The 22,216-nt window shown below is 71.2% G+C and carries 15 protein-coding genes; 5 read left to right on the top strand and 10 right to left on the bottom strand.

Annotated features, from left to right (window positions below; all coding sequences use genetic code 11):
- Window positions 1–167 precede the first annotated feature (167 nt).
- The 3 genes from ACFWXQ_RS44785 to ACFWXQ_RS44795 all read left to right on the top strand — a co-directional run bounded on the left by ACFWXQ_RS44785 (window position 168) and on the right by ACFWXQ_RS44795 (window position 4,152).
- Window positions 168–1,469 (top strand): activator-dependent family glycosyltransferase, encoded by a 1,302-nt coding sequence (locus ACFWXQ_RS44785; RefSeq protein WP_383950603.1) that lies wholly within the window; start codon window positions 168–170, stop codon window positions 1,467–1,469.
- Window positions 1,470–1,549: 80 nt separating this feature from the next.
- A complete protein-coding gene (gene rfbA / locus ACFWXQ_RS44790; RefSeq protein WP_383950612.1) occupies window positions 1,550–2,425 on the top strand; it encodes a glucose-1-phosphate thymidylyltransferase RfbA in 876 nt (291 codons plus the stop codon).
- Between the two features lie 74 nt (window positions 2,426–2,499).
- On the top strand, window positions 2,500–4,152 hold the full coding sequence (locus ACFWXQ_RS44795) for an MFS transporter (protein WP_383950606.1): 1,653 nt from the start codon (window positions 2,500–2,502) through the stop codon (window positions 4,150–4,152).
- A gap of 117 nt (window positions 4,153–4,269) precedes the next feature.
- On the opposite strand, the gene ACFWXQ_RS44800 is transcribed toward ACFWXQ_RS44795, so the two are convergent.
- From ACFWXQ_RS44800 to ACFWXQ_RS44820, 5 genes are read right to left on the bottom strand one after another with little or no spacing between them, the layout of a single operon-like run.
- A complete protein-coding gene (locus ACFWXQ_RS44800) occupies window positions 4,270–7,482 on the bottom strand; it encodes a BTAD domain-containing putative transcriptional regulator (protein ID WP_383950609.1) in 3,213 nt (1,070 codons plus the stop codon).
- A 24-nt stretch (window positions 7,483–7,506) separates the two neighbouring features.
- Window positions 7,507–8,877: a methylaspartate mutase gene (locus tag ACFWXQ_RS44805; RefSeq protein ID WP_383950614.1), complete on the bottom strand. Its 1,371-nt coding sequence runs from the start codon at window positions 8,875–8,877 to the stop codon at window positions 7,507–7,509.
- On the bottom strand, window positions 8,874–9,422 hold the full coding sequence (locus ACFWXQ_RS44810; protein WP_386270343.1) for a cobalamin B12-binding domain-containing protein: 549 nt from the start codon (window positions 9,420–9,422) through the stop codon (window positions 8,874–8,876). Before ACFWXQ_RS44810 ends, ACFWXQ_RS44805 begins: the two co-directional genes overlap by 4 nt.
- On the bottom strand, window positions 9,416–10,717 hold the full coding sequence (locus ACFWXQ_RS44815; protein WP_383956752.1) for a type III PLP-dependent enzyme: 1,302 nt from the start codon (window positions 10,715–10,717) through the stop codon (window positions 9,416–9,418). Before ACFWXQ_RS44815 ends, ACFWXQ_RS44810 begins: the two co-directional genes overlap by 7 nt.
- Window positions 10,714–12,264, bottom strand: a complete 1,551-nt coding sequence (locus ACFWXQ_RS44820) for an AMP-binding protein (RefSeq protein WP_383956758.1) — start codon at window positions 12,262–12,264, stop codon at window positions 10,714–10,716. The genes ACFWXQ_RS44815 and ACFWXQ_RS44820 overlap by 4 nt, the downstream gene beginning before the upstream one ends.
- A 222-nt stretch (window positions 12,265–12,486) precedes the next feature.
- Between ACFWXQ_RS44820 and ACFWXQ_RS44825 the strand changes: the two genes are divergently transcribed.
- Window positions 12,487–12,735 carry an acyl carrier protein gene (locus ACFWXQ_RS44825; protein ID WP_383956749.1) on the top strand — a complete coding sequence of 83 codons (249 nt, stop codon included), beginning with the start codon at window positions 12,487–12,489 and terminating at the stop codon, window positions 12,733–12,735.
- An 8-nt stretch (window positions 12,736–12,743) separates the two neighbouring features.
- Here the strand turns inward: ACFWXQ_RS44825 and ACFWXQ_RS44830 are convergent, their stop codons facing one another.
- The 5 genes from ACFWXQ_RS44830 to ACFWXQ_RS44850 all read right to left on the bottom strand — a co-directional run bounded on the left by ACFWXQ_RS44830 (window position 12,744) and on the right by ACFWXQ_RS44850 (window position 20,767).
- Complete coding sequence (locus tag ACFWXQ_RS44830; protein WP_384091064.1) at window positions 12,744–13,646, bottom strand: proline iminopeptidase-family hydrolase; 903 nt, start codon at window positions 13,644–13,646, stop codon at window positions 12,744–12,746.
- Between the two features lie 192 nt (window positions 13,647–13,838).
- Window positions 13,839–16,616, bottom strand: a complete 2,778-nt coding sequence (locus ACFWXQ_RS44835; RefSeq protein ID WP_386270345.1) for an AAA family ATPase — start codon at window positions 16,614–16,616, stop codon at window positions 13,839–13,841.
- A 704-nt stretch (window positions 16,617–17,320) separates the two neighbouring features.
- Window positions 17,321–18,298, bottom strand: a complete 978-nt coding sequence (rfbB, locus tag ACFWXQ_RS44840; protein WP_383946130.1) for a dTDP-glucose 4,6-dehydratase — start codon at window positions 18,296–18,298, stop codon at window positions 17,321–17,323.
- A complete protein-coding gene (locus ACFWXQ_RS44845) occupies window positions 18,292–19,278 on the bottom strand; it encodes an aldo/keto reductase (RefSeq protein ID WP_383946133.1) in 987 nt (328 codons plus the stop codon). Before ACFWXQ_RS44845 ends, rfbB begins: the two co-directional genes overlap by 7 nt.
- Window positions 19,279–19,288: 10 nt before the next feature.
- Window positions 19,289–20,767, bottom strand: coding sequence for an NDP-hexose 2,3-dehydratase family protein (locus tag ACFWXQ_RS44850; RefSeq protein ID WP_383946121.1), 1,479 nt, complete (start codon window positions 20,765–20,767; stop codon window positions 19,289–19,291).
- A gap of 240 nt (window positions 20,768–21,007) precedes the next feature.
- On the opposite strand from ACFWXQ_RS44850, the gene ACFWXQ_RS44855 reads away from it, so the two are divergent.
- On the top strand, window positions 21,008–22,165 hold the full coding sequence (locus tag ACFWXQ_RS44855) for a DegT/DnrJ/EryC1/StrS family aminotransferase (RefSeq protein WP_383946124.1): 1,158 nt from the start codon (window positions 21,008–21,010) through the stop codon (window positions 22,163–22,165).
- The last annotated feature ends 51 nt before the right edge of the window (window positions 22,166–22,216 follow it).

Consider the following 22,216-nt stretch of genomic DNA (forward strand, 5'->3'; position numbering starts at 1 on the left):
CGCTGCGCCCGAATATGAGGGAAGGAGCGGCGCGGGAGAACCCCTAACGCCAACCGGCATACGTCGGGGGCGGGTTAAGGGCCGCGGGATCCTCCTAGGGGTTGGCCGCCCGGGGCACCCCTCATACCGTCGCAACCCGGTATTCCGTGTCCGACGGGAGAATTCGCATGCGCGTGCTTTTCACGGTCCTGGCCCTCGATTCGCACTTCTACAATTCCGTTCCGGTCGCCTGGGCGCTGCGCGCCGCGGGGCACGAAGTGCGGGTCGCCAGCCAGCCCGACCTCACCGAGACGATCACGCGCGCCGGGCTCACCGCCGTCCCGGTGGGCGAGGAACTGGCCCTGCTCCAGCGCTCCCAGCAGTCGGCGGAGAGCAGCGAGCCCGGCTACGGGACCGGCTACGACCTCACCGAGACCGACCCGGAGAAGCTGACCTGGGAGTACGTCCGGGACACGTTCGGGGCGTACACCTACGTCGCCGAGGGCGTCGGCAGCCAGACCATGCTGGAGGACCTGGCGCGCTTCGCCCGCGAGTGGCAGCCCGACCTGGTGGTCTGGGACGCCATGACCTACGTGGGCCCGGTGGTGGCCCGCGCCTGCGGGGCGGCGCACGCGCGGCTGCTGTTCGGCACCGACCACTGGGCCCGGATGCGCGAGGTGTTCCTGGAGCGTGGCGCGGAGCAGACACCGGAGGACAGGATGGACGCGATGGCGGGCTGGATGGCCGCGCGGCTGAGCTCGCTCGGCCTGGACCCGGAGGGCGCCGGGGCTTTCGGCGAGGACCTGGTCGTCGGCCAGCGCACCATCGACCCGCTCCCGTCGTGGGTGCGCGTCCCGGCCGGCCTGGACCGTGTGCCCGTCCGCCCGGTCATGTACAACGGGCCCGCCGTGGTGCCCGACTGGGTGCACGAGCGGCCCAAGCTGCCCCGGGTCGTCCTCACCCTGGGGCTGTCGCTGCCGGGCGCGTACAAGGAGGGCTTCCCGATCGGCGACCTGCTCGCGGCCGCGGCCGACCTGGACGTCGAGCTGATCGCGACGGCCGGCGCCGAGGCCGCCGAGTCACTGGCAGCGTCGGGGCTCCCGGACAACGTCCGGATCGTCGACTTCGTGCCGTTCAACGAGGTGCTGCCGACCTGCTCGGCGATCATCCACCACGGTGGCATGGGCACCCTGCAGAACGCCCTGCGGCACGGGGTTCCGCAGATCGTCGTCCCCGGCTGGCTGTGGGACGAGAAGGGCAACGCCGCAGCGCTGGAGCAGCAGGGCGCGGGACTGGTCATCGACCCGGCGGAGTTCACCGCCGACACGCTGCGGGAGAAGCTGACCCGGCTGCTGGCCGAACCCGGGTTCCGGCAGGACGCGGACCGGCTGCGCACGGAGCTGCTGGCCCTGCCCACGCCGCACGACATCGTGCCCGAGCTGGAGCGGCTGGCGGCCGAGCGCGGCGGCCGGCGGACCGCGGCGGAGTGACCACCATGCCGGTCACACCTGACACCGGGGGGCGTCCCGTGGCGCCCCCGCGGCCGGGCGCGGCCGGACCCATGAAGCGCATGAAGGGCATTCTGCTGGCCGGCGGGCACGGGACCCGGCTGCATCCGGTGACCATGGCGGTGTCCAAACAGCTGCTGCCGGTCAACGACAAGCCGATGATCTACTACCCGCTCTCGGTGCTGATGCTGGCCGGCATCCGGGAGATCACGGTGATCTCCACCCCCGACGACCTGCCGCAGATCCGGCGGCTGCTGGGCGACGGCTCCGATCTGGGGCTGTGGCTCGACTACGTGGAGCAGCCGGTGCCCGGCGGCCTGGCCGAGGCGTTCGTGCTGGCCGCCGACGCCATCGGCGACGACCCGGTCGCGCTGGTGCTGGGGGACAACATCTTCCACGGGCACAACTTCTACGAGATCCTCCAGCGGAACTCCCCGGACGACATCGACGGCTGCGTGCTCTTCGGCTACCCCGTGGACGACCCGCAGCGGTACGGAGTGGGCGAGACGGACGCGGACGGCCGGCTGATCGCGATCGAGGAGAAGCCGGCCAGGCCGCGTTCCAACCGGGCCGTCGTGGGCCTCTACTTCTACGACAACGAGGTCGTCGACATCGCCAAGAACCTGCGGCCGTCGGCCCGCGGCGAACTGGAGATCACCGACGTCAACCAGCACTATCTGCGGCGCGGCAAGGCCCGGTTGGTCGACCTCGGCCGGGGCTTCGCCTGGCTCGACGCCGGCACCCCGGGCTCCCTGCTGGCGGCAGGACAGTACGTGCATGTGCTGGAGCAGCGGCAGGGCGTCCGGATCGCCTGCGTCGAGGAGGTGGCGCTGCGGATGGACTTCATCGACGCGGCGGCCTGCCACGAACTCGGCAGCCGGCAGCCCTCCTCCGAATACGGCGCGTACGTGCGCGCAGTCGCCGAAGAACTGTCCTGACCCCGCACGGACGGTGCGCGAGCGGTAAGCGGCCGGTGCGTGGGCGGTAAGACCAACTAGGGAGACTCAGTCCCATGGAATCCTCACCCGCCGTCGGGAGCTTCCAGAAGGCGGCCACACTGGCCATCGCCTGCCTGGCGGTCCTCCTGCTGACCGTCGACCTCACCGTGCTGCATCTGGCCGTGCCCGCCCTGGTCACCGATCTGGGGCCCTCGGGCACCCAGATCCTGTGGATCGCCGACATCTACGGCTTCGTCGTGGCCGGTCTGCTGATCACCATGGGCTCGATCGGCGACCGTATCGGCCGCAAGCGGCTGCTGCTGCTCGGCACCGGCGCGTTCGCGGTCGCCTCGGTGCTGTCGGCGTACGCACCGAGCGCCGAACTGCTGATCGTGGCGCGCACCCTGCTCGGCGTGGCCGGCGCGGCCATCATGCCCTCCACGCTGTCGATCATCCGCAACGTCTTCACCGATCCCAAGCAGCGCACCGCGGCGATCGGCGTGTGGAGCGGTGTGTCGGCGTCCGGGTTCGTGGTCGGCCCCATCGTCGGCGGGCTGCTGCTCGACTCCTTCTGGTGGGGTTCGGTCTTCCTGATCAACCTGCCGATCCTGCTGGCGATCGCCGTGGCCGGCTTCCTGATCCTGCCCGAGTCGCGCGACCCCTCACCGGGCCGGCTCGACCCGCTGAGCGTGGTGCTGTCGGTGGGCGGTGTCATCGCAGTGGTGTACGCGGTCAAGGAGGCCGCGAAGGACGGGGTGGCCCAGGTCGGCGTGGGCGTGGCGGCGCTGGTCGGCGTGGTCGCCCTGACGGTCTTCGTGAAGCGGCAGACCAGGCTCAGTCATCCGCTGATCGATGTGCGGCTCTTCCGCCGGATCGCCTTCTCCGGGGCGATCAGCACCAACATGTTCGCCATGTTCGCGATGGTCGCCCAGTCGCTGATCTTCGCGCAGTACTTCCAGTCGGTGCTGGGCTGGTCTCCGCTGAAGGCAGGCCTTGCCGGTCTGCCGGGCGCCGCCGGGGCGACACTCGGCGGGGTGCTCGCGGCGCCCCTCATCACCGCCATCGGACGGGCCCGCGTGGTCTTCCTGGGGATGGGGCTGGCCGCGGCCGGCATCAGCTGCTACACGATGGCCGGTCTGACGCTGAACTACCCGCTGTTCGTACTGGCCATGGTGCCGGCCGGGCTGGGCTTCGGCATGGCGTTCACGGTCACCGGCGACACCGTCCTCGCGACCGTGCCCAAGGAACGGGCCGGATCCGGCGCCGCCATCTCGGAGACGTCCATGGAGGTCGGCGGCGCGCTCGGCATCGCCGTGCTCGGCAGCGTGCTGAACGCCGCCTACGCCCGCGGACTTGACCTGCCGCCCGGAGTGCCGGCGGACGCCGTGCCGGCCGTCGAGGAGTCGATCAGTACGGCGGTTCTGACCTCCGCCTCGCTGCCGCCCGAGGTGGCGGACCAAGTCCTGGCAGCGGCACGGCAGTCGTTCATCGATGCCTTCCACGCCACCGCACTGGTCGCCGCCGGAGTGATCGCCTGCGTCGCGGTGTTCGCCCTGGTGGCGCTGCGCAACGTGCCCAAGGTGATCGCGGAGCCGTCCGACGGCGACCTGACCGCCTCGGACGACTCGGCCGAACCGGACGGCTCGGGCGGTCCGGCCACCGTGACCGAGCCGGACGGCGCGGACGGCTCCGACGGTTCGCCGGCCATGACCGTGCCAGGAAAATGAACCGCTGACCGGGCCAACTGGCCAGCCGGTGCCGCCAGTTCCCACCCCCGTCCGGGAAGGGGCGGCACCCGTTTGCCCGCGCTCTCCGTCGCCCCACGCCTACGGGAGCCCCCGCGGTCACCCGGGGGCGTGGTCGAGGAAGGCCAGGGCCGCCTGCCGGTCCATCGTCCGGCCCCGGGTGTAGGCGGCTCGGTAGGCGTCGGGGCCCAGCCGGTCGGCCGCCTGCCGGGCGATACGCGCCACGTCCGGGTCGTGTGCCCGGGAGATCCCCCGCAGGCGGGCCCCGAGACCGAGCTGCACCGCCGCACGCACCACGTCCCCGGTCAGCAGCGTGGCGCCGGCCAGCGCCTCCACGGCCTCCGCGGCACCGGCCAGGTTGTGGCCGATCGTCACGTCCAGCGCCCGCCGGTGCCACTCGGCGGCCCGCGCGGGATCCTCTTCGGCCTCGGCGATCCGGCCCAGCGCCACGAACACCCGGGCCCGCAGCTCCTCGACCGCGAACCAGCCCGTGGCACAGGCGCCCAGCGCCGCCTCGTACCGCAGCCGGGCCTCCCGCGGATCGCCGCCCAGCCGGGCGATCTCGCCCAGGCCCCACTCGACGGCCGCGGGACGCTGCGGCGCCCCGTTCTCCCGCGCGGTCCCGGCCGCCCGCTCGTACGCCTCCCGCGCCCGGCCGAACTCGCCCACGGCCACCAGCCCGTCGCCCTTGCGGCACAGCAGGTCCGCGATGTCCTCCACCGCGCCCAACTGCCCGGCCAGCTCCAGCGCCTCGTCGTACAGCGCCTGCGAGCGCTCCGGGCGGCCCCGCCAGCCCGCCAGCATGGCCAGCTCCGCCAGGCAGAGCACCGTTCCCCAGCGATCCCCCTGGGACCGGAACTCGCCCAGCGACCGCTCGAACTGCCGCTCCGCCTCCGCCACTTCGCCGCCGAAGAGCGCCATGTGCCCCTGGCCCAGCCGGACCAGCGCCCCCGACCAGGGATCGGAGCGCTCCAGGAGCCCGGACACCTCCAGCGGCCGCGGCAGCCCCGTGCCCATCACCCACAGCACGGTCAGAAAGGGGTACCGCGGTGGCCAGAACGGCTCGGCCATCACCGTCTCGGCCCGCGCCAGATGTGCCTGGAGTGCCTCGCCCGACTCGCCTTTGGCCGCCGCGTTCAGCACGCACAGCACGTACTCCTCCTCCAGCCCGGCGGGCGGTCCCGCGCCGGTCTCCCGCAGCAGTTCGACGGAGGCCGAGGCGCCGTCCGTGCGCAGCCCGCGCAGCCACCAGTACGACGACAGCGCGGCGATCATGCCCAGCGCCAGCTCCTGATCGCCACGCACCGCCCAGCGCAGCGCGGCCTGGAGATCGGCGTGCTCCTCGGCCAGCCGGGACAGCCACGTCAGCTGTCCCGCGCCGCGCAGACGGGGCTCGGCGGTCCGCGCCAGCTCGGCGAAGTACTCCGCGTGCCGGCGCAGCAGCCGCTCCTCCTCGCCCGCCTCGGCCAGCCGCTCCGCGCAGAACGCCCGTACGGTGCTGAGCATCCGGTAGCGCCCGCCGTTGCCCTCGATCAGCGACTTGTCGGCCAGCCCGGCGAGCAGCTCCACCGCCTCGGCGTCCGGCAGCCCGCACACGCTGCCCGCCGCCTCCAGGGTGAAGGCGCCCGCGAACACCGTCAGCCGCATGGCCAGCCGCTGTTCGTCCCCCTCCAGCAGGTCCCAGCTCCAGCCCACCACCGCGCGCAGCGTCTGATGGCGTGGCGAGGCCGTGCGGCTGCCCCGGCTCAGCAGCCTGAACCGGTCGTCGAGACGGGAGGCCACGGCGTCCACCGGCAGTGCGCGAACCCGGGCCGCCGCCAGCTCGATCGCCAGTGGCAGACCGTCCAGGGCGCGGCAGATCCGCACCACGGCGGCCACGTTCTCCTCGTCCACCCGGAAGCCGGGGCGGACCGCGGCCGTCCGGTCGGCGAACAGACGGACCGCCGGATACTCCGTCGCCCGCCGCGCGGTGACCCCCTCCGGCGGCGGGGCGAGCGGCGGCAGCGGACACAGCATCTCGCCGGTGATGCCCAGCGCCTCCCTGCTGGTGGCGAGCACCCGCACCCGGGGGCAGGAGCCCAGCAGCCGGTGCACCAGCGCCGCGGCCTCCTCGATCACGTGCTCGCAGTTGTCCAGCACCAGCAGCACCGATGTGCCGGACAACGCGGTGGTGAGCCGCTCGGTGGCGTCCGGCGGCTGCCCCTGACGCCCGCCGGGGGCAAGCACGCCGTCCCGCATGCCCAGCGCGTTCAGCACCAGTTGCGGCATCCCGGGGCTGTCCCGGGTGCTGCCCAGGTCGACGAACGCGGTGGCGCCCGCCTCCCGGCCCGCGGCCTCGATCGCCAGCCTGGTCTTGCCCGCGCCCCCGGGACCGACCACGGTGACCAGCCGGGCGCCCCCACCGCGCTCCAGCGGCCCCAGCAGTCGGCCCACCCGCTCCAGTTCGTCACGGCGCCCGACGAAACTGGTCAGCTGCGCGGGCAGCGGGGTGCGGGTGCCACCGGCGGGGACCGAGACCGGGACCGGTGGGACCGAGACCGGGACCGGCGGAGCCGCCGGGGTCGGCGGGGCGTCGCCGCGCAGCACCGCCAGCTGTATCGCGCAGAGTTCGTCGGACGGGTCGTTGCCCACTTCCTCGGCCAGTGTGCGGCGCAGATCCTGGAAGACCGCCAGCGCGTCGGCGCGCCGGCCGCAGCCGTGGAGCGCACGCATCAACTGCCCGTGCGGGCGCTCGCGCAGCGGATGGTCAGCGACCAACTGCCGTAACTCGGGGACCAGTTCACGATGCCTGCCCAGAGCGAGATCCGCCTCGGCCCGGTCCTCCAGGGCCCCCAGCCGCAGTTCGTCCAGGCGCACCGCCTGCGCGCGGGCGAACGGCGCACCGCCCAGTCCGGCGAGCGCCGGCCCGGACCACAGGGCCAGTGCCTCGCGCAGCAGCTCGGCGGCCCGGCCGTGGTCACCCGCGGCCAGCTCCCGCCTGCCGTGCGCGCTCAGCCGCTCGAAGCGGTGCGCGTCGATGTCCTGCGGGTCGGCCGCCAGCCGGTACCCGGCGGCGTGCGACTCGACCAGTTCGCGGCGGTCCGCCTTGCGCAACTCGCCGCGCAGCCGGGAGACCTGAGAGTGCAGCGCGTTGAGCGCGTCTCCCGGAGGACGGCTGCCGTACAGGCCGTTGATCAGGGTGTCGACCGTGACCGGCCGGTCGGCGTGCAGCGCCAGCAGGACGAGCAGCGAGCGCGCCCGGGGACCACGGATCTCGACCGGGCTCAGGTCTTCGCGCAGCACCCTCAACTCGCCCAGGACCCACAGCCACATACTCCGATTATCACCGACACACCGTCAGGAACCCTCTGCCCGGGGGATCTCCGGGGAGCCGCCGGCGAGACCGTCCTGAGCCGGTACGGGGGCCGAGCCGCCCGTGAGGGCCCCCCGCTCCTCGTCGGCGCCGTCGAAGGCCCGCCGCACATAGTGCAGATCGGCGTGGAGTTCGGCCGAAGTGACCCTGCGGGCCGTGCCGGTCCGGCCGTGCCGTGCCAGCGGCAGTGCTCCCGGGTCGGCCCAGCGCAGCCGGCCGTCGCCGTCGAGGTGGCTGCGGGTGCGCCCCCGGTTGTCGGGGTGCACGCAGTAGGGGACGTCCAGGTAGCCGCGCTCGAACGCCCGGACCAATGCGCCACCGAGGTCCGGGCCCAGGCCGAGCACCGCGTGGACCAGTGCCGCCGCCTCCTGGTAGGTCTCGCTGTCCTCGGCGTCGGACCGGTCGTCGCGGCCGGTGCGGGCCGCCGTGGCGGCGGCGAACTCCAGTGCCGCCACGTTCTCCTCGATCGGCGGGATCTGCCGCGACTCCGCGACCGTCTTGACGATCAGCCGCTCCGCCCCTGAGCGCACCGCCAGTTCGGCCGCCGCCCCCAGCAGCCGGTAGGCGCCGTGGACGGTGACCGGGTACAGGCCCATGTAGGCGTAGACCACCACGTGCCAGCTCCCGGCAGGGAGCAGCTCGCCGCACAGCCGCCGCAGCGCGGCCACCGCCTCCCGGTCCTGCCCGGCGTGGGTCTGCTGGGCATAGCTCAGCGAGACACTGCGTACCCCGTGCTGCTGGAAGAACAGCGCTTCGAGTACGGAGACCGCCACCAGCAGGCCGGGTGGGCACAGTTGGCCCATCAGACAGCCGCCGAACGTCTCCAGATGCGGCTCGGCGCCCTCCTCCCGCAGTTCCGCGAACCGCCGCACGCAATGGGTCCAGTTGCGCACCGACTCGGCCAGCGGGGTGCGCCCGTAGGGCAGGCAGTACGAGACCGGACCGCCCTCGGTGGCGTTCAGGCGCAGCGCGACCAGGGCCTCGAAGATGTCCTGCGGCACCGCCGAGCCGTGCCGGACCTGGACCGGGAAGTCAGGGCCGTACAGCCCCGCCAGCATCGCCGCGGTGACCGCCGGATCGTGGGCCACGATCGGGTAGCCGTTCAGCGGGCGGCCCCTGGCCATGGCGTCGGCGAGCGCCGCGTCGTCCCGCAGCCGGGTGTAGCTGTCCAGAGTCACGGTGCCCACGGTCGCCGCGGCGGCGGACTTGGTGGCGGACAGCCCGGCCCGCATCTTCCCCGGGTGGTCGAAGCCCATCCGGGGCTGGACGACCAGCGTGCCGGCCGCGGCCCGCTGCCTGACGAACTCCCCGAAATCGACGCCGCGGAGCGCGGGGGCACGCTGCCGGCCGTTCACGGCCGGCCCGGTGCCCCGGCCACCGTCCGCGGCACCGTCGGCCCGGTGGAAGGCCCGACCGAAGGCCCGACGGCTTGCCCGGCGGACGGTTCGACGGACTGCCCGGCGGGATCCCCGGAGCGGAGGTAGCGGCACAGGTCGGTGGCATGCGCGTCGGCGAACACGGCGTCGAACCCGGCCTCCAGCAGGGCCGCGGACTGCCGGTCGCGCTCGGCGGCGTCCTCGACCACGCCGAGCTTGCCGCCGATGACGACGGGCGTGGCGGCCAGTTCCGGCCGGGCCCGCAGCCGGGGCGCCAGGCGCAGCCCGTCGGCGTAGCCGTGGCCGTTGATGCTGCTGATGACCACCATGGTGGGCCGGCGCCGGACACACTCCTCGACCAGCAGCGCGTCGGGAACGCACGGGCCCAGGTTGACCACGTGGTAGCCCATCTCCTCCAGCAACAGCTGGAGCAGCACCAGGTTCCAGGTGTGCGCGTCGGAGGCGACGCTGCTGATGATCACCGTGCCGCGTGGGGCGGGCAACCTCGCCGGCTCGTTCACCACATCGGCTCCGTCTGCGCCCTCGGCTCCGTCTGGGCCCTCGGCTCCGTCGGCAGCGGGGAGCGCCGGTACTCCAGCCGCGACACCGAGACGATCTCGCGGCCGCGCACCACCACCTCGGTGGGTGCGGGCCTGCCCAGAAACGCCAGCAGGCTCGCGCTGACGCCGTAGGCACCGGCGTTGGGCACGGCGACCAGGTCGCCCGGCCGCAGCAGAGGCACGTCCACATCCCGGCCCAGCACATCGCCCGGCGTGCACAGCGGCCCCACCAGGCTGGCGGTCGTGACGGCCGGGGCTGCGGCGTCGTCGAGCCCCACGGCGGCCGGCAGCAGGCGTCCCAGGCCGGACATGCCGCCGAAGGCGTTGATGCCGCCGTCCAGGACGACGAAGGTGCGGTCGCGGCCCTTCTTGACGTTGGTGACGCCCAGCAGCAGAGTGCCCGCGCACGCCACCAGGTAGCGCCCCGACTCGAAGGCGATGGCCGGTGTGCCGCCGCGCCAGTTCGGAAGATGGGTGTCCAGGACGGACTGGAGCTCGGACCGCAGCTTCGGGTAGCTGCTCCGGGTGCCCGGCACCCCGTAGGGCGCGGCGAACCCGCCGCCCAGGTCCAGTACGGCCAGGGGCAGGTCCAACTCCCGCTCGATCGTGGCGGCCTGGACGAGCGTGTGCTCGAACTCGCCGATGAGACCGGCCTCGTCCTCGGCGTTGCTCAGCGGGAAGAAGTGCAGCCCGGCCAGCCGTACGCCCTCGGCGCGGCGCAGTTCGGGCACCGCCTCGGGCAACTGCTCGACGTCGAAGCCGAATTGTGAGGGCCGGCCGGTCATCCGGATGCCGGTGGTGGCGCCGGCCAGAGCGCCGTTGACCCGCAGCAGGCAGTCGGCGACCAGGCCGTGCCGCGCGGCGGCGGCGCCCACCCGCCGGACATCGGTGACCGAGTCGGTGGAGAACATCCGCACTCCGGCGGCCAGCGCGTGTTCCAGCTCGGCGGTGGTCTTGCCCGGCCCGGTGTACAGGCAGTCGGCCGGGTCGAAGCCCGCCTCCAGGGCCGCGGCCAGCTCTCCGCCGGAGGAGATCTCCGCCCGGCAGGCAGCCCCGCCGCCCGGGGCGCCGCGTCCGCCTCCGCTCTCGCGCAGCGCACGGGCGATGTCGGGGTGCGGGTTGGCCTTGAGCGCGTAGTACACGCCGCTGCCCTCCGGCAGGGCATCGAACAGTTCCGCCCTGGCGGCCTCCACCTCGTCGAGGTCGTAGACGTACAGCGGGGTTCCGAAGCGTTCGGCGAGCTCCGCGTGGCGGTTCACCGGCCGGTCTCCCCGAGCAGCGCCGCCAGTTCCCGGCGGGCGTTCTTGCCGTGGGCCGTCAGGGGAAGCTCGGCGACCACCCGGCACACCGCAGGCACCTTCGCCGGCTCCAGGCGGGCGGCCAACTCCCGCAGGACCAGGTGCGGTTTGACCCCGGGCTCGCCCTCCACCACGATCGCCAGATCGGTGCCGTCGGAGGGAGGAAGTGCGGCGGCCGCCCGCACGCCCGGCACGTCCAGGGCCGCGGCCTCGATCTCCACGGTGCTCATCCGGATGCCCTTGCGCTTGAACATGTCGTCACGCCGGCCCTCGAAGTACAGGTAGCCGTCGCCGTCCAGCCGCCCGTAGTCGCCGGTGTGCAGCCGCGGCCGGCCGGTCACCGGGTCGCCGCGGAACGCGCGGGCCGTCTGCTCGGGCACCCGCCAGTAGCCGGGCATCACATGCGGGCCGGTGGCCACGATCTCGCCGGTCTCCCCGGCCGGCAGCGGCCGCCCGTCGGCGTCCAGGATCAGTACCCGCGTGCCGGGCAGCGGCAGCCCTACCGAGCCCGGCCGTTCCCCGTCCTCCTCGGGAGGCATGATCGATACGCGCTTGCACTCCGTCTGGCCGAACTGGCGGACCACCCGGACCCCGGGGAACAGCTCGCGCAACGCCCGGATCGTCGTGGTCGGCAGGGCCGCCCCGGTGTTGGTGAACATCCGCACCGGCGGCAGTCCGACCGGACCGCGCCGGGCCAGCGAGACGATCATCTGTGCCAGCGAGGGGACGATCGGCACCACCGTGGCGCGTGTCTCCCGCATCCGCCGCAGCAGGGACAGATCGGACTCCTCGTCGGCCAGCACCAGTTCGCTGCGGCCGATGCACGTCAGCAGCACCTTGTAGAGCCCGTAGTCCCACGAGATCGGGAACCGGCAGAACACCACGTCGTCCGGCCGGTACGCGAGGACCGCGTCGATGGCCTGCGAGGCGAAGGTCATCTGGGCGTGCGGGCAGACCACGGCCTTGGGCGCGGCGGTGCTGCCCGAGGTGTACACGAGGACGGCGATGTCCTGCGGCCGGACCTCGGCGGCCGGTGCCGACAGGACGCCGTCCGCCAGCGCCTCCACCTCCGGCCACAAGTCGGCCTGATCATGCACCGGGACCGTCGCGAGTTCCCGCAGCCGCCCGGTGTTCGGCCCGGCTCCGATCACCATGGCGGGATCGGCGTTGGCCAGCACGGACTCCAGGTGGAAGGCCTTCATCCCCGGATTGAGCGGGACGAGGACGGCACCGCGGGAGACGGCGCCGTAGAACATCGCGACCAGTTCCCGGCGGCTGGGCGCCTGGACCACGAGCCGGTCGCCGTGGCCCACACCCCGGGCGTCCAGCCAGGCTCCGAACGCCCGGCTCAGCTCGCTCAGCCGCTGATAGGTCCACATCCCGCCGGAGTCGCGCACCGCAGGGGCGTCCGCCGCCGTCGACACGGCCTGTTCCAGCAGCTCGTGGACCAGCCCGCCGCCGGCCGCCGCCTTTCGCGTGGCGACGTCCGAAACCGCGAGTTCCTTCATGTGCTCCCTCCCGTTCGCGCCGACATCCCCGTTTCCGGAGAGTTCTGTCGAGAGCATTTCCGAAACCGCACACTAAGGAGGCGGTGGCCCGCCGAAAGACCCCTAGCCACCCCTATGCCGCCCAATTTCCCTCTGGGGGCGTTAAGGGTTGCCCGGACCTGCGCGTTCCCGATCTGATGTACTCGTTGGATTTTGAGGATTTCGCGATTCTACGGAGTCACCATGTGGGATGAGCGGTTCGAGGAAATCGTGCGCAGGTATCTGCCGTTTCTCGGTCCCGAGGAGATCCTGGACGAGGACGCGACACTGCGCGATCTCGGCCTGGACTCATTGGGCACGGTGGAATTGCTCAGCGCGCTGGAGAACGCCTACGGTCTCAGGCTGGCCGACGACGCGCTGAACCTGGAGACGTTCGCGACGCCGGCGACGCTCTGGGCGGTGCTGCGTGATCTGAGCGCGCCCGCGGTCTGATCCGCGCATCAGACGGGGAGCCCGTTCAGGAATTCGGACAATACCGTCCGGAACCGCTCGGGCTCCTCGATGTGCGGTACATGACTGGATTCCTCGAAGATCTCCCAGCGAACGTCGGGAATGAGGTCCGCGAACGGCTGCATCGTGACCGGCGTCGCCTCGTCGTGCCGGCCCGAGGTCAGAAGTGTGGGAACGGCGATGTCCGGACAGCACTCCACGACCGACCAGTCCCGCAGAGTCCCGATGACGTGGAACTCCGTCGGCCCGTTCATTGTGAAGTAGACGGTCGGGTCGTTGTAGATCTCGTAGAACGACGCCATGAATTCCCGCGGCCAGGGCTTCAGCCGGCAGACGTGCCGGTCGTAGAAACAGCGCATCGCCTTGAGGTATGCGTGGCTTTCGGTGGTGTCCGCGGCCTCGTGGTGCAGCAGGGTGTCATTGACCCCGGGTGGCAACCGGTCGCGCAGCACCTTCATTTCCCGCAGCCACAGCGGATAGGACGCCGGGGAGCTCGCGATGACCAGCCCGCGCAGCCCCGGCGGCCGGCCCGCCGCGTGCCGGGCGGCCAGCATTCCGCCCCAGGAGTGGCCGAGCAGCGCGTAGTCGTCCGCGATGCCCAGGGCCGACAGCAGGTTGTCCAGTTCGTCGAGGAACAGCGACACCGTCCAGAAGTCCGCGCCGCGGTCGGGCAGATGGGAGGAGCCGCCGTTGCCCAGCTGGTCGTAGTGGACGACCGGCCGGCCCTCCTCGGCGAGAGCGGCCAGCCCCAGCAGGTAGTCGTGTGTGCTCCCCGGCCCCCCGTGCGCGACGACGAGCGGCGGTCGGCCGGAGCCCAGGTCGCCGGTCACCCGGTACCAGGTCTGCCACTCCCCGAACCGCACCCTGCCTCGGGTGCCGGTGGTCGCAGCCATGTGGGATCACCTCTGTTCCTCGGAAGCGGACCGACCCGCGGCATGCGAGTGGGCGACGCACACCGACCCGCGGAATGCGGGTGGGTGACGCACGCAGGCTACGTACGCCACCCATCCGCTTCCACCCCTAATCGGCCGGTCTGCCCCCTAGGGAACCTCCGCTCTCCGAGGAACCACGGACGCGGCGGTCGGTCAGCCGGAGCGGCCGGCCACCGAACCCACCGCGCTGTCCCCGGCCAGGCACCGCTGCAGATCCGCCCGCCCGGAGAGCCGCAACTTGCGGTAGACCCGGGTGAGATGCTGCTCGACCGTACTGATGGTGATGAACAGCTTCCTGGAGACCTCCCGGTTGGTGTCCCCGGCCGCGGCCAGTTCCGCCACCCGCAGTTCCGCCTCGCTGAGCTGCGCCGAGGCGATCACCGACCAGGCGGGCAGCTCGGTCGGCTCAGGACGGGCGGCGGTGCTGGAGTGGGGCAGCAGGGTGCGCGCCAGGCGCTCCGCCCCGCAGCGGATCGCGCTGTGCCACGCCTGCTCGCCGGTCGACCGGGCCCGCTGGGAGTCCCCGAGGTCCTGGTAGGCCAGGCTCAGGTCGGTCAGCACCAGAAACCGCTGGTGCCAGTTGCTCCCTTCGGACAGAAGCTCGGCCGCCTCGGTCAGCGCGGTCAGCCTGCGATGGCCGTCCACGGCGCCCGCGTACACCCGCAGGGCCGCGCCGCGGCTCTGCGGGAGGCTGCCGTGCGGCTGTCGCAGGTGCTGCTCGACCAGACGCCTGGCCTCCGGCCGGTCGCCCTGCGCGAGCGCGGCCTCCGCCGCACCCAGCCGCCACGGGACGAACGAGGCCACGTCCATGTTCCAGCGCGTCACCAGCTCCCCGCAGGACAGGAAGTCCTGCTGGGCCGCCCAGTGCTGACCGGCGGCCAGTCGGTAGCGGCCCCGGGCGTGCAGATGGGCCACCCCGTAGAGGGTGTGGGCCATCTCCTGGGGCACGATCCACGACAGGTACTCGTCCGCCTGGGCGAGGTTGCCACGTGCCGTGTGGGCGGACACCAGCACGGCCAGTGGCAGCCCGAGGGCCACTCCCCAGGCCCGTGGCGCCATGTGCTTCAGGGCCGTCTCCGCGTGCCATTCGGCCGCGGAGAGATCCCCTCGGCGGCGCATGATCTCCGCCCGGATCGCGTGGTGGACGCCGCGCGAACTGCTCGGCCCCGGCTCCGCCGTGTCCGCCATGACCCGACGGTCCCACTCCTCCGCCAGTTCCAGCTCGTCGGCGTAGACCAGCACCTGGAGCACGGTCGCGACCGCCTCGCTGTGGGTGACCCGCTCACTGAGCACGGACTCGGTGAGTGTGCCGACATCGCTGCGGCCCTGCGCGCCGAACGCCGCGTGCAACGCCCCCTGCAGGCGCAGCGAGCCCGCGTCGACCGCCTCGGAAAGACGGTCGAACAGCGAGTCGTCGGCCTCGGCCATCCGCGCCCGCAGCTCCGGATAGCTGATCGTCGCCCAGCTCAGAAAGCAGTGCAGCTCGGCACGGTCGGCCGGGTCGGTGGCCCGGCCGGCCGCGTCGGCCAGCATGGTCGCCGCCTCCTCGGCACGGCCGTGCCACAGGAAGATCCCCGTCAGGGAAACGAGGTCCCGGTCCGGGATCATCCCCTTGCGCTGCAACTCGTAGCACTGGGGCAGGTACTTGATGACCCGGGCCGGGTTCAGCCGCCACTGGGCCCTGATCAGTTCGGTGATGACCAGGCCCTTGTCCTCCTCGTCGAGCGGTCCGCGCATGGCCAGCTCCAGGCACACGGCGGCGAAGGCCCAGTCGTTCTGGCCGATCGCCTCCTGTGCCGACTCCCGCAGCACCGAGGTGGTCCATGTCCCGGTGATGGTCCCGGCGGCCACGAGGTGCCGGGCCACCCGCGACGGGCTGAACCCCTCGGCCTCCAACAACACGGCCACCCGGTAGTGGGTGGCCTGCAGCTGGCCGAACTCGGGGTCTCCCAGGACCATTTCGGCGGCTCCCGGGTGGCGGAACCGCATCTCGTGCAGGATCCCGGCATCCCGCAGCGTCCTGATCCGGTAGGCGACGAGGTCGGTGCTGGAGCCCAGGAGCAGCGCCAGCATCTCCACCGACGCCACCGGGCCGAGTAACGCGATGCCCCGCGCCACGTCCACCGCCTCCGGGCCGCTGCGGTGCAGGGAGGTCAGGACGGCCAGTGCCGAGATCTGCCCGGCCCGCACCCTGTCCTCGTCCGCCCGTCCATGCTCCTCCGACGCTGCGGACTCGGTGCCACGCGACTCCTCGATGAGCGCGCGCAGCACCAGGGGATTGCCGCCGCTGAAGCGGTGGTAGTCCTCCGCGGTGCGCTCCGCGGTGCCGGGGTCCAGGCTCCGGGCCACCACTTCGAGCACTCCGGCGGAGGACAGCGGCGAGAGCGAGAACCGGGTGCAGTGCGGCTCGCGCAGCAACTCGGCGTGGAAGAGCGGGATGTCCAGACGCGAGCAGTCCGGAAGCACCAGCACGACCATGATCCGGGCGGTCCGGGCGAGCCGGACCAGATGGAGGACACCGGCCAGCGATTCGGGATCGCCGTGATGCAGGTCGTCCACCACGACCAGCAGCGGCGCCTTGCGGGAGAAGCGGACGATGTCCTCCGCGATCCGGCGGTCACTGCGCTCCGTCGGCGATCCGTTCACGTCGGGCGGACCCGGGTCCGCCGCCTCTCCGTATGTCGATTCGAGCCCTTTGGCGAGCTGCTCGAAGATTCCCGCCTGATCGGGACCTTCGGCCGTGAGCGCCTGGGCGTTGAGTACCACTACTCCCAATTCTTTTTCCGCGATCTGAACCAGGGAATGCGCCAGTTCGGTTTTTCCTACGGCGACCGGTCCGGTGATTACTGCGATGCTGCCTCTGTTGTCCTGAGCAGCCTGAAGAAGATCCTGTAGATGTGAAAGCGCTCGTGCACGCTCGATCAGAAACATGCGTCCCCCTGCCCCCGTTCAGTGTTGATCCCGGGAGTGCCTCGATTCTGGTCGGTCTGCTGAGTCAATTCCTTACGACGTGAAGACGTCGCTGTGGTGCCAGTGAACTCTGTGACTGATTGCAAAAGGACAGAAACGGCTACGGCGTCGGCAACGACTCAAGCGGAGTCAGGCACAACCACATCGCACGGTTGCCTCACCAGTCAGCCGCACGCCCCGTCCGCGCGTCCTCGGTACCCAGACCCTACGCCCCTAATTCCCTCTACTCCAAGCCCTAGTTGGGTGGCTGGGAAACCGGTGGGGCGACACCGCCCGGAGTTGCGCGCGCGCCGGAGCGCGCCCCCGGGGGTCAGGGGCGTCCGGGGATCTCCGCACGTTACTCGTGGGTTAATTCCCGGGCCCGACCGGCGATCTAGCGGCGGACCGGCCGGAACACGTTCGGGCGCCGCGTGATCGTCGTGGACAATTGTCATTCCCGAAGGGGCGGAAGGTGTCATTCCCTGCCCGTGCGGAGCATGTCATTCCTGAATGGGTGGATCACGCAATTCCTGATGCTCTGAAGGAGCGGTACATGTCAATTCGGTGCGGTGCGGATGAGATCCAGGTGCGCCGGGCGCTCGTACGGGACGAGGAAGCGGTCGAGATGGGCGAGGGGCAGGTGTGCCGCAGGAGGTGGCCGGGATGGTCCGGTTTCGGCCGGGCGGCTACCGCGGATGCGCCAACAGCGGTTTCCACCAGCCGGGATTGTCCACGTACCAGCGGATCGTGGCCTCCAGTCCTTCGTCGAAACCCGTCGTGGGACGGAAGCCCAGGTCCCGCAGCCTGCCGTCGTTCAGCGAGTAACGCCGGTCGTGGCCCTTGCGGTCGGCAACCCACTCGATCATCTCCGGCCCCAGGCCCAGGGCCCGCAGCAGCCGCTCGGTGAGCGAGATATTGGTCAGTTCCGTATTCCCCGAGATGTGATGGACCTCGCCCGGCGCGCCACGCTCCGCCACCACTTGGATGCCCCGGCAGTGGTCGTCCACATGGATCCAGTCCCGGGTGTTCATTCCGTCTCCGTACAACGGCACTTTGCGCCGCTCCAGAAGATTGGTGACGAAGAGCGGAATTACCTTCTCGGGAAACTGGTACGGGCCGTAATTGTTGCCGCAACGAGTGATCCGTACATCAAGACCGTGAGTGCGCGCACAGGCCAGGGCCAGCAGATCACCGCCCGCCTTGGCCGCCGCGTAGGGGGAGTTGGGCGAGATGGGGGCATCCTCCCGCCACGAGCCCTCCGCGATACTGCCGTAGACCTCGTCCGTGGACACCTGGACGAACTGCGCGACGCCCGCGTCCAGGCAGGCCAGCGCCAGCCGGTGCGTGCCCATCACATTGGTCCGTACGAACGTGCCCGACGCGGTGATGGAACGGTCCACATGCGTCTCCGCGGCGAAGTTGATCACCACGTCGTGACCCGGCACCACCTCGGCGAGCAGCTCGGTGTCGCAGATGTCGCCGTGGACGAAGCGGAACCCGCCCTCGGCCGGCGCCAGATTGTCCATGTTCCCCGAGTAGGTGAGCTTGTCGAGCACCGTGACGGCGGCCCCCGCCCAAGCCGGGTAGCCGCCGGCCACCAGCGTCCGCACGTAGTGCGAGCCGATGAACCCGGCCCCTCCGGTGACCAGCACCCGGCTCACCATGCCCATGCCTCCGGAGCGGGCCCGCCGTTGCCGACCGGCGGGAACAACTCCTCCAGACCACCCAGCAGTTCCTCGTCCAGCGTGAGCGCCAGCGCCCGGCACGCCCCGTCCAACTGCCCGGCGGTGCGCGGTCCGACCACCACCGAGGTCACCCCGGGACGGCCGAGCAGCCAGGCGAGCGCCACCTCGGACGGATCCAGGCCCTGCCGCTCGCACAGCTTCTCGTAGCGGCCGATCGCCTCCCGCCAGGTCTCCAGCGCCACCATGGCGCGCCCCTGCGCCGTCTTGACCGCGCTGCCCTCCTCCAGTTTGCGCAGCGCGCCGCTCAGCAGTCCGCCGTGCAGCGGCGACCAGACCAGCACCCCGATCCCGTACGCCTGCGCGGCAGGAATCAGCTCCAACTCCACATGGCGCGTCACCAGGTTGTAGACACACTGCTCCGACACCACACCCAGGAAGTGTCGCCGCCGGGCCGCCTCCTGCGCCGCGGCCAGATGCCAGCCCGCGAAGTTGGACGAGCCCACATAACGGATCTTGCCCTGCTGCACCAGCACCTCCATGGCCTGCCAGACCTCCTCCCAGGAGGCCGTCCGGTCCACATGGTGCATCTGGTACAGATCGATCCAGTCGGTACGCAGCCGCCGCAACGAGTCCTCGCAGGCGGCGATGATGTGACGGGCGGACAGACCCCGGTCGTTGACCCGGTCGGTCATCGGGTTGAACACCTTGGTGCCGAGCACCACCCGCTCGCGCCGCTCGCCACCCTGGGCGAACCACTCGCCGATCAGCTCCTCGGTGAAACCCCTGTGCAGCTGCCAGCCGTACTGGTCGGCGGTGTCGAAGACGTTGATGCCCCGGTCCAGGGCGTCGTCCATCAAGGCGAACGCCTCGTCCTTGGTGGTGCGCACTCCCAGGTTGAGCGTGCCCAGGCTGAGCCGGGAGACCCGCAGCGCGGTCCTGCCCAACTGGGCGTACGGCATGGCGGTCATCTCACCGCACCTCCTCGGTCGCGCCGATCAGGCTGTACAGACAGGCGATCAGACTGCGGGCCTCGATGTTGACGTAATGGCTGTGCCGCAACAACTCGGCGAGCTGATGCAGGGCGACCCAGCGGAAACAGTCGTCCTCGACGCGGTGGTCGGCGTCCAGCTCCACGATCAGATAGCGGTTGCGCGCGTGATAGAAACGGCCGCCCTCCTCCGACTGCAGGCTGTCGAACCGGATCCGGTCCCGGCCCGCGCCGAGCACCGTCTCCAGGAACCGCAGCTGCGCCGGCCGCGGCCCCGGCAGATAGTTCGACGGCGTGCACTGCACCGTGGGCGCCAGCTCGATCCCGTCCACCAGCCCGCCCTGGACCCGTGCGTTGACGAGGACGTGCAGCACCCCGTCCAACTGGGTGACCAGGAAGGCGATCACCCCGGGACCGCACGGCTCGATCATCGGCTGCGACCACTGCCGCACCTCCCGGCTCCCGACCCGCACATCGACCCCTACGACCCGGAAGAACCGGCCGTCCTCATGCGCGATGTCGAACTCCGAACGCTGCCAGTCGGCCACCTTGCGCAGCGGCACCCGACGGGTGCGCACCTCGGTCTCGGCGCGCATCTCGGTCAGCCAGCTGCGGATCCGCGCCGTGGAATGCAGACTGCCCTGCTCGTCACTGCACGACCGCGTGACCGCCGAACGCAGATCGTCGGCCAGCGGGAACGCCGCCGCGAGGCTGGCGCCGACGAAGGGCAGACAGGCCAGCACCGTCCTGGAGTCCATGTTGATGACGTCGTCGGTGGCCAGCAGACGATGGATCTGACCCAGCGTCAGCCAGCAGAAGTTCTCCCCGACCTCGACGTCCTCCTCCAGCTCCACCACCACGTTGCGGTTTCGCTTGCGGTAGAACCAGGAACCCTGCTCGGACTGGAGCACGTCGGCCAGTACCCGATGCTGCTCGGTCTGCTGGAAATGCTCCACGTACGGCACCGCGTTGCCCCGGTGCACCCGCGTGTAGTTGCTCCGGGTGGCCTGCACGGACGGCGACAGCTGCACACCGTTGTGGTTGCCCGGCTCGTTCTTCGCCTGCATCAGGAAGTGCAGGACACCTCCGAACTCCCGGGTGAGGAAACCGAGAATCCCGATCTCCGGCTGGTGGATCATCGGCTGGCTCCAGGTCTGCGGCAGCCCGTCGGACACCACCTGCGTCTCCACGCCCTCCACCGTGAAGAACCGCCCCGTGCCGTGCACGAGGTTCCCGGTGTCCGGCTCGGTCCGCCAGCCGGACAGATCATTCAGCGGGACCTTGCTCACGTGCGCCGTGTCCCGGCGCCGCCGCTCGGCGAACCACCGGTGGAACTCCTCCGTGCTGGTGACCACTCCCTCGTCCGACAGCGTCGACTCGGCGATCCGCGCGGCGATTCTGCCCGCGGTCTGCTGGTCGGGCGGTTTCAGCGACGGCGGTGCGGAAAATGGATCGGCCATGGGGGACCCCTTTGTGGCACTCTGGGAAATTGTGGCTGACCGCGGCCAGCGTAGTAATTGCCGATCGGCGTTGAAAGAGGAATGGTGCAGGTCAGTTGTCCCAGCCGCTATTCGGGGTCCGGAATAGGGGGCGAGGACGGCATAGTAGGGGAGTGACCCCCTGCGAACTCGGCACGGTAGGGGTGGGTTCGTTTGACCTAGGGGTTATCCGTCCGGCGTTCCCCTATTTACGCTCGACCCGTGTCCGAACTACCGCGATTCCCGGAGCCGCTGCATGTCGGCCGCCCCAATATAGGCGACCGCAAGCGCCTCCAGGAGAGAATCGATACGGCCCTGGACCGGCGCTGGCTCAGCAACGGCCCGCTGGTCCTGGAGCTTGAGGAGACGGTGGCGGCCCTGGCCGGCACCGCTCACTGCGTTGCCACGTGCAACGGCACCATCGCCCTGCAACTGGCCGCGCGGGCCTGTGGCATCGAGCCGGGGACGGAGGTCATCGTCCCCGCCTTCACCTGGGTCGCCACCCCGCACGCGCTCAGCTGGATCGGCGTCACCCCGGTGTTCTGCGACGTGGACGAGGAGACCGCCAACCTGTCCCCGGCGCTGGTCAAGGAACTGATCGGACCGGCGACCGGCGGCATCCTCGGCGTGCACGTCTTCGGCCGGCCCTGCGCCGTCGACGAGCTGACCGACATCGCCACCGCGGCCGGCCTGCCCCTGATGTTCGACGCCGCGCACGGCCTAGGCAGCACGTACCACGGCAGGCCGCTCGGCGGATTCGGCTCCGTCGAGGTGTTCAGCTTCCACGCCACCAAGTTCATCAACAGCTTCGAGGGCGGCGCACTGGTCACCGACGACCCCGGGATCGCCGCCCGCGCACGGGCCATGCGCAACTTCGGCATCGGGGAGGACGGCCTCGTCCAGTCCCACGGCACCAACGCCAAGATGGGCGAGGCCAGCGCGGCCATGGGGCTCACCTCACTGGAGAACATCGACGCCCTCATCGCGTACAACACCCTCAACCACCGCAGGTACGAACAGGGCCTCGACGGACTGCCGGGCGTCAGCGTCCGCCGGCAGGCACCGGGGGAGCGCGCCAATCACCAGTACGTCGTCATCGAGATCGACGAGACGGCCGCGGGCATCCACCGGGACCGTGTCCACGAGATTCTGGAACACCACAACGTCCGCTCCCGCCGCTACTTCCACCCCGGCTGCCACCGGCACGAGCCCTACCGCAGCCACCCCGGGATCCACGCGCCGCTGCCGCTGCCGCACACCGAGGGGCTCGCCGAGCGGGTCCTGTCACTCCCGACCGGATCGGTCATCGGCGCCGAAGAAATCTCAGGGGTCTGCGAAATCATCCGATGGGCCGTCGAATCTACGAGAACCACCACGTGAAATGGCCGCCATGCGAACGCGCTCAACCGGCAGGTGAATCGGAATGAACAG

It is taken from the genome of Streptomyces sp. NPDC058697, from assembly GCF_042715345.1.
GTDB classification, from domain to species: domain Bacteria; phylum Actinomycetota; class Actinomycetes; order Streptomycetales; family Streptomycetaceae; genus Streptomyces; species Streptomyces liliifuscus.

Bases quoted from the DNA above. Each gene is read 5' to 3' on its own strand.
- ACFWXQ_RS44830 (WP_384091064.1), bottom strand. From the start codon at position 13,646: ATGGCTGCGACCACCGGCACCCGAGGCAGGGTGCGGTTCGGGGAGTGG.
- ACFWXQ_RS44825 (WP_383956749.1), top strand. From the start codon at position 12,487: ATGTGGGATGAGCGGTTCGAGGAAATCGTGCGCAGGTATCTGCCGTTT.
- rfbB (WP_383946130.1), bottom strand. From the start codon at position 18,298: ATGGTGAGCCGGGTGCTGGTCACCGGAGGGGCCGGGTTCATCGGCTCG.
- ACFWXQ_RS44820 (WP_383956758.1), bottom strand. From the start codon at position 12,264: ATGAAGGAACTCGCGGTTTCGGACGTCGCCACGCGAAAGGCGGCGGCC.
- ACFWXQ_RS44845 (WP_383946133.1), bottom strand. From the start codon at position 19,278: ATGCCGTACGCCCAGTTGGGCAGGACCGCGCTGCGGGTCTCCCGGCTC.
- ACFWXQ_RS44785 (WP_383950603.1), top strand. From the start codon at position 168: ATGCGCGTGCTTTTCACGGTCCTGGCCCTCGATTCGCACTTCTACAAT.
- ACFWXQ_RS44835 (WP_386270345.1), bottom strand. From the start codon at position 16,616: ATGTTTCTGATCGAGCGTGCACGAGCGCTTTCACATCTACAGGATCTT.
- ACFWXQ_RS44795 (WP_383950606.1), top strand. From the start codon at position 2,500: ATGGAATCCTCACCCGCCGTCGGGAGCTTCCAGAAGGCGGCCACACTG.
- ACFWXQ_RS44850 (WP_383946121.1), bottom strand. From the start codon at position 20,767: ATGGCCGATCCATTTTCCGCACCGCCGTCGCTGAAACCGCCCGACCAG.
- ACFWXQ_RS44800 (WP_383950609.1), bottom strand. From the start codon at position 7,482: ATGTGGCTGTGGGTCCTGGGCGAGTTGAGGGTGCTGCGCGAAGACCTG.
- rfbA (WP_383950612.1), top strand. From the start codon at position 1,550: ATGAAGGGCATTCTGCTGGCCGGCGGGCACGGGACCCGGCTGCATCCG.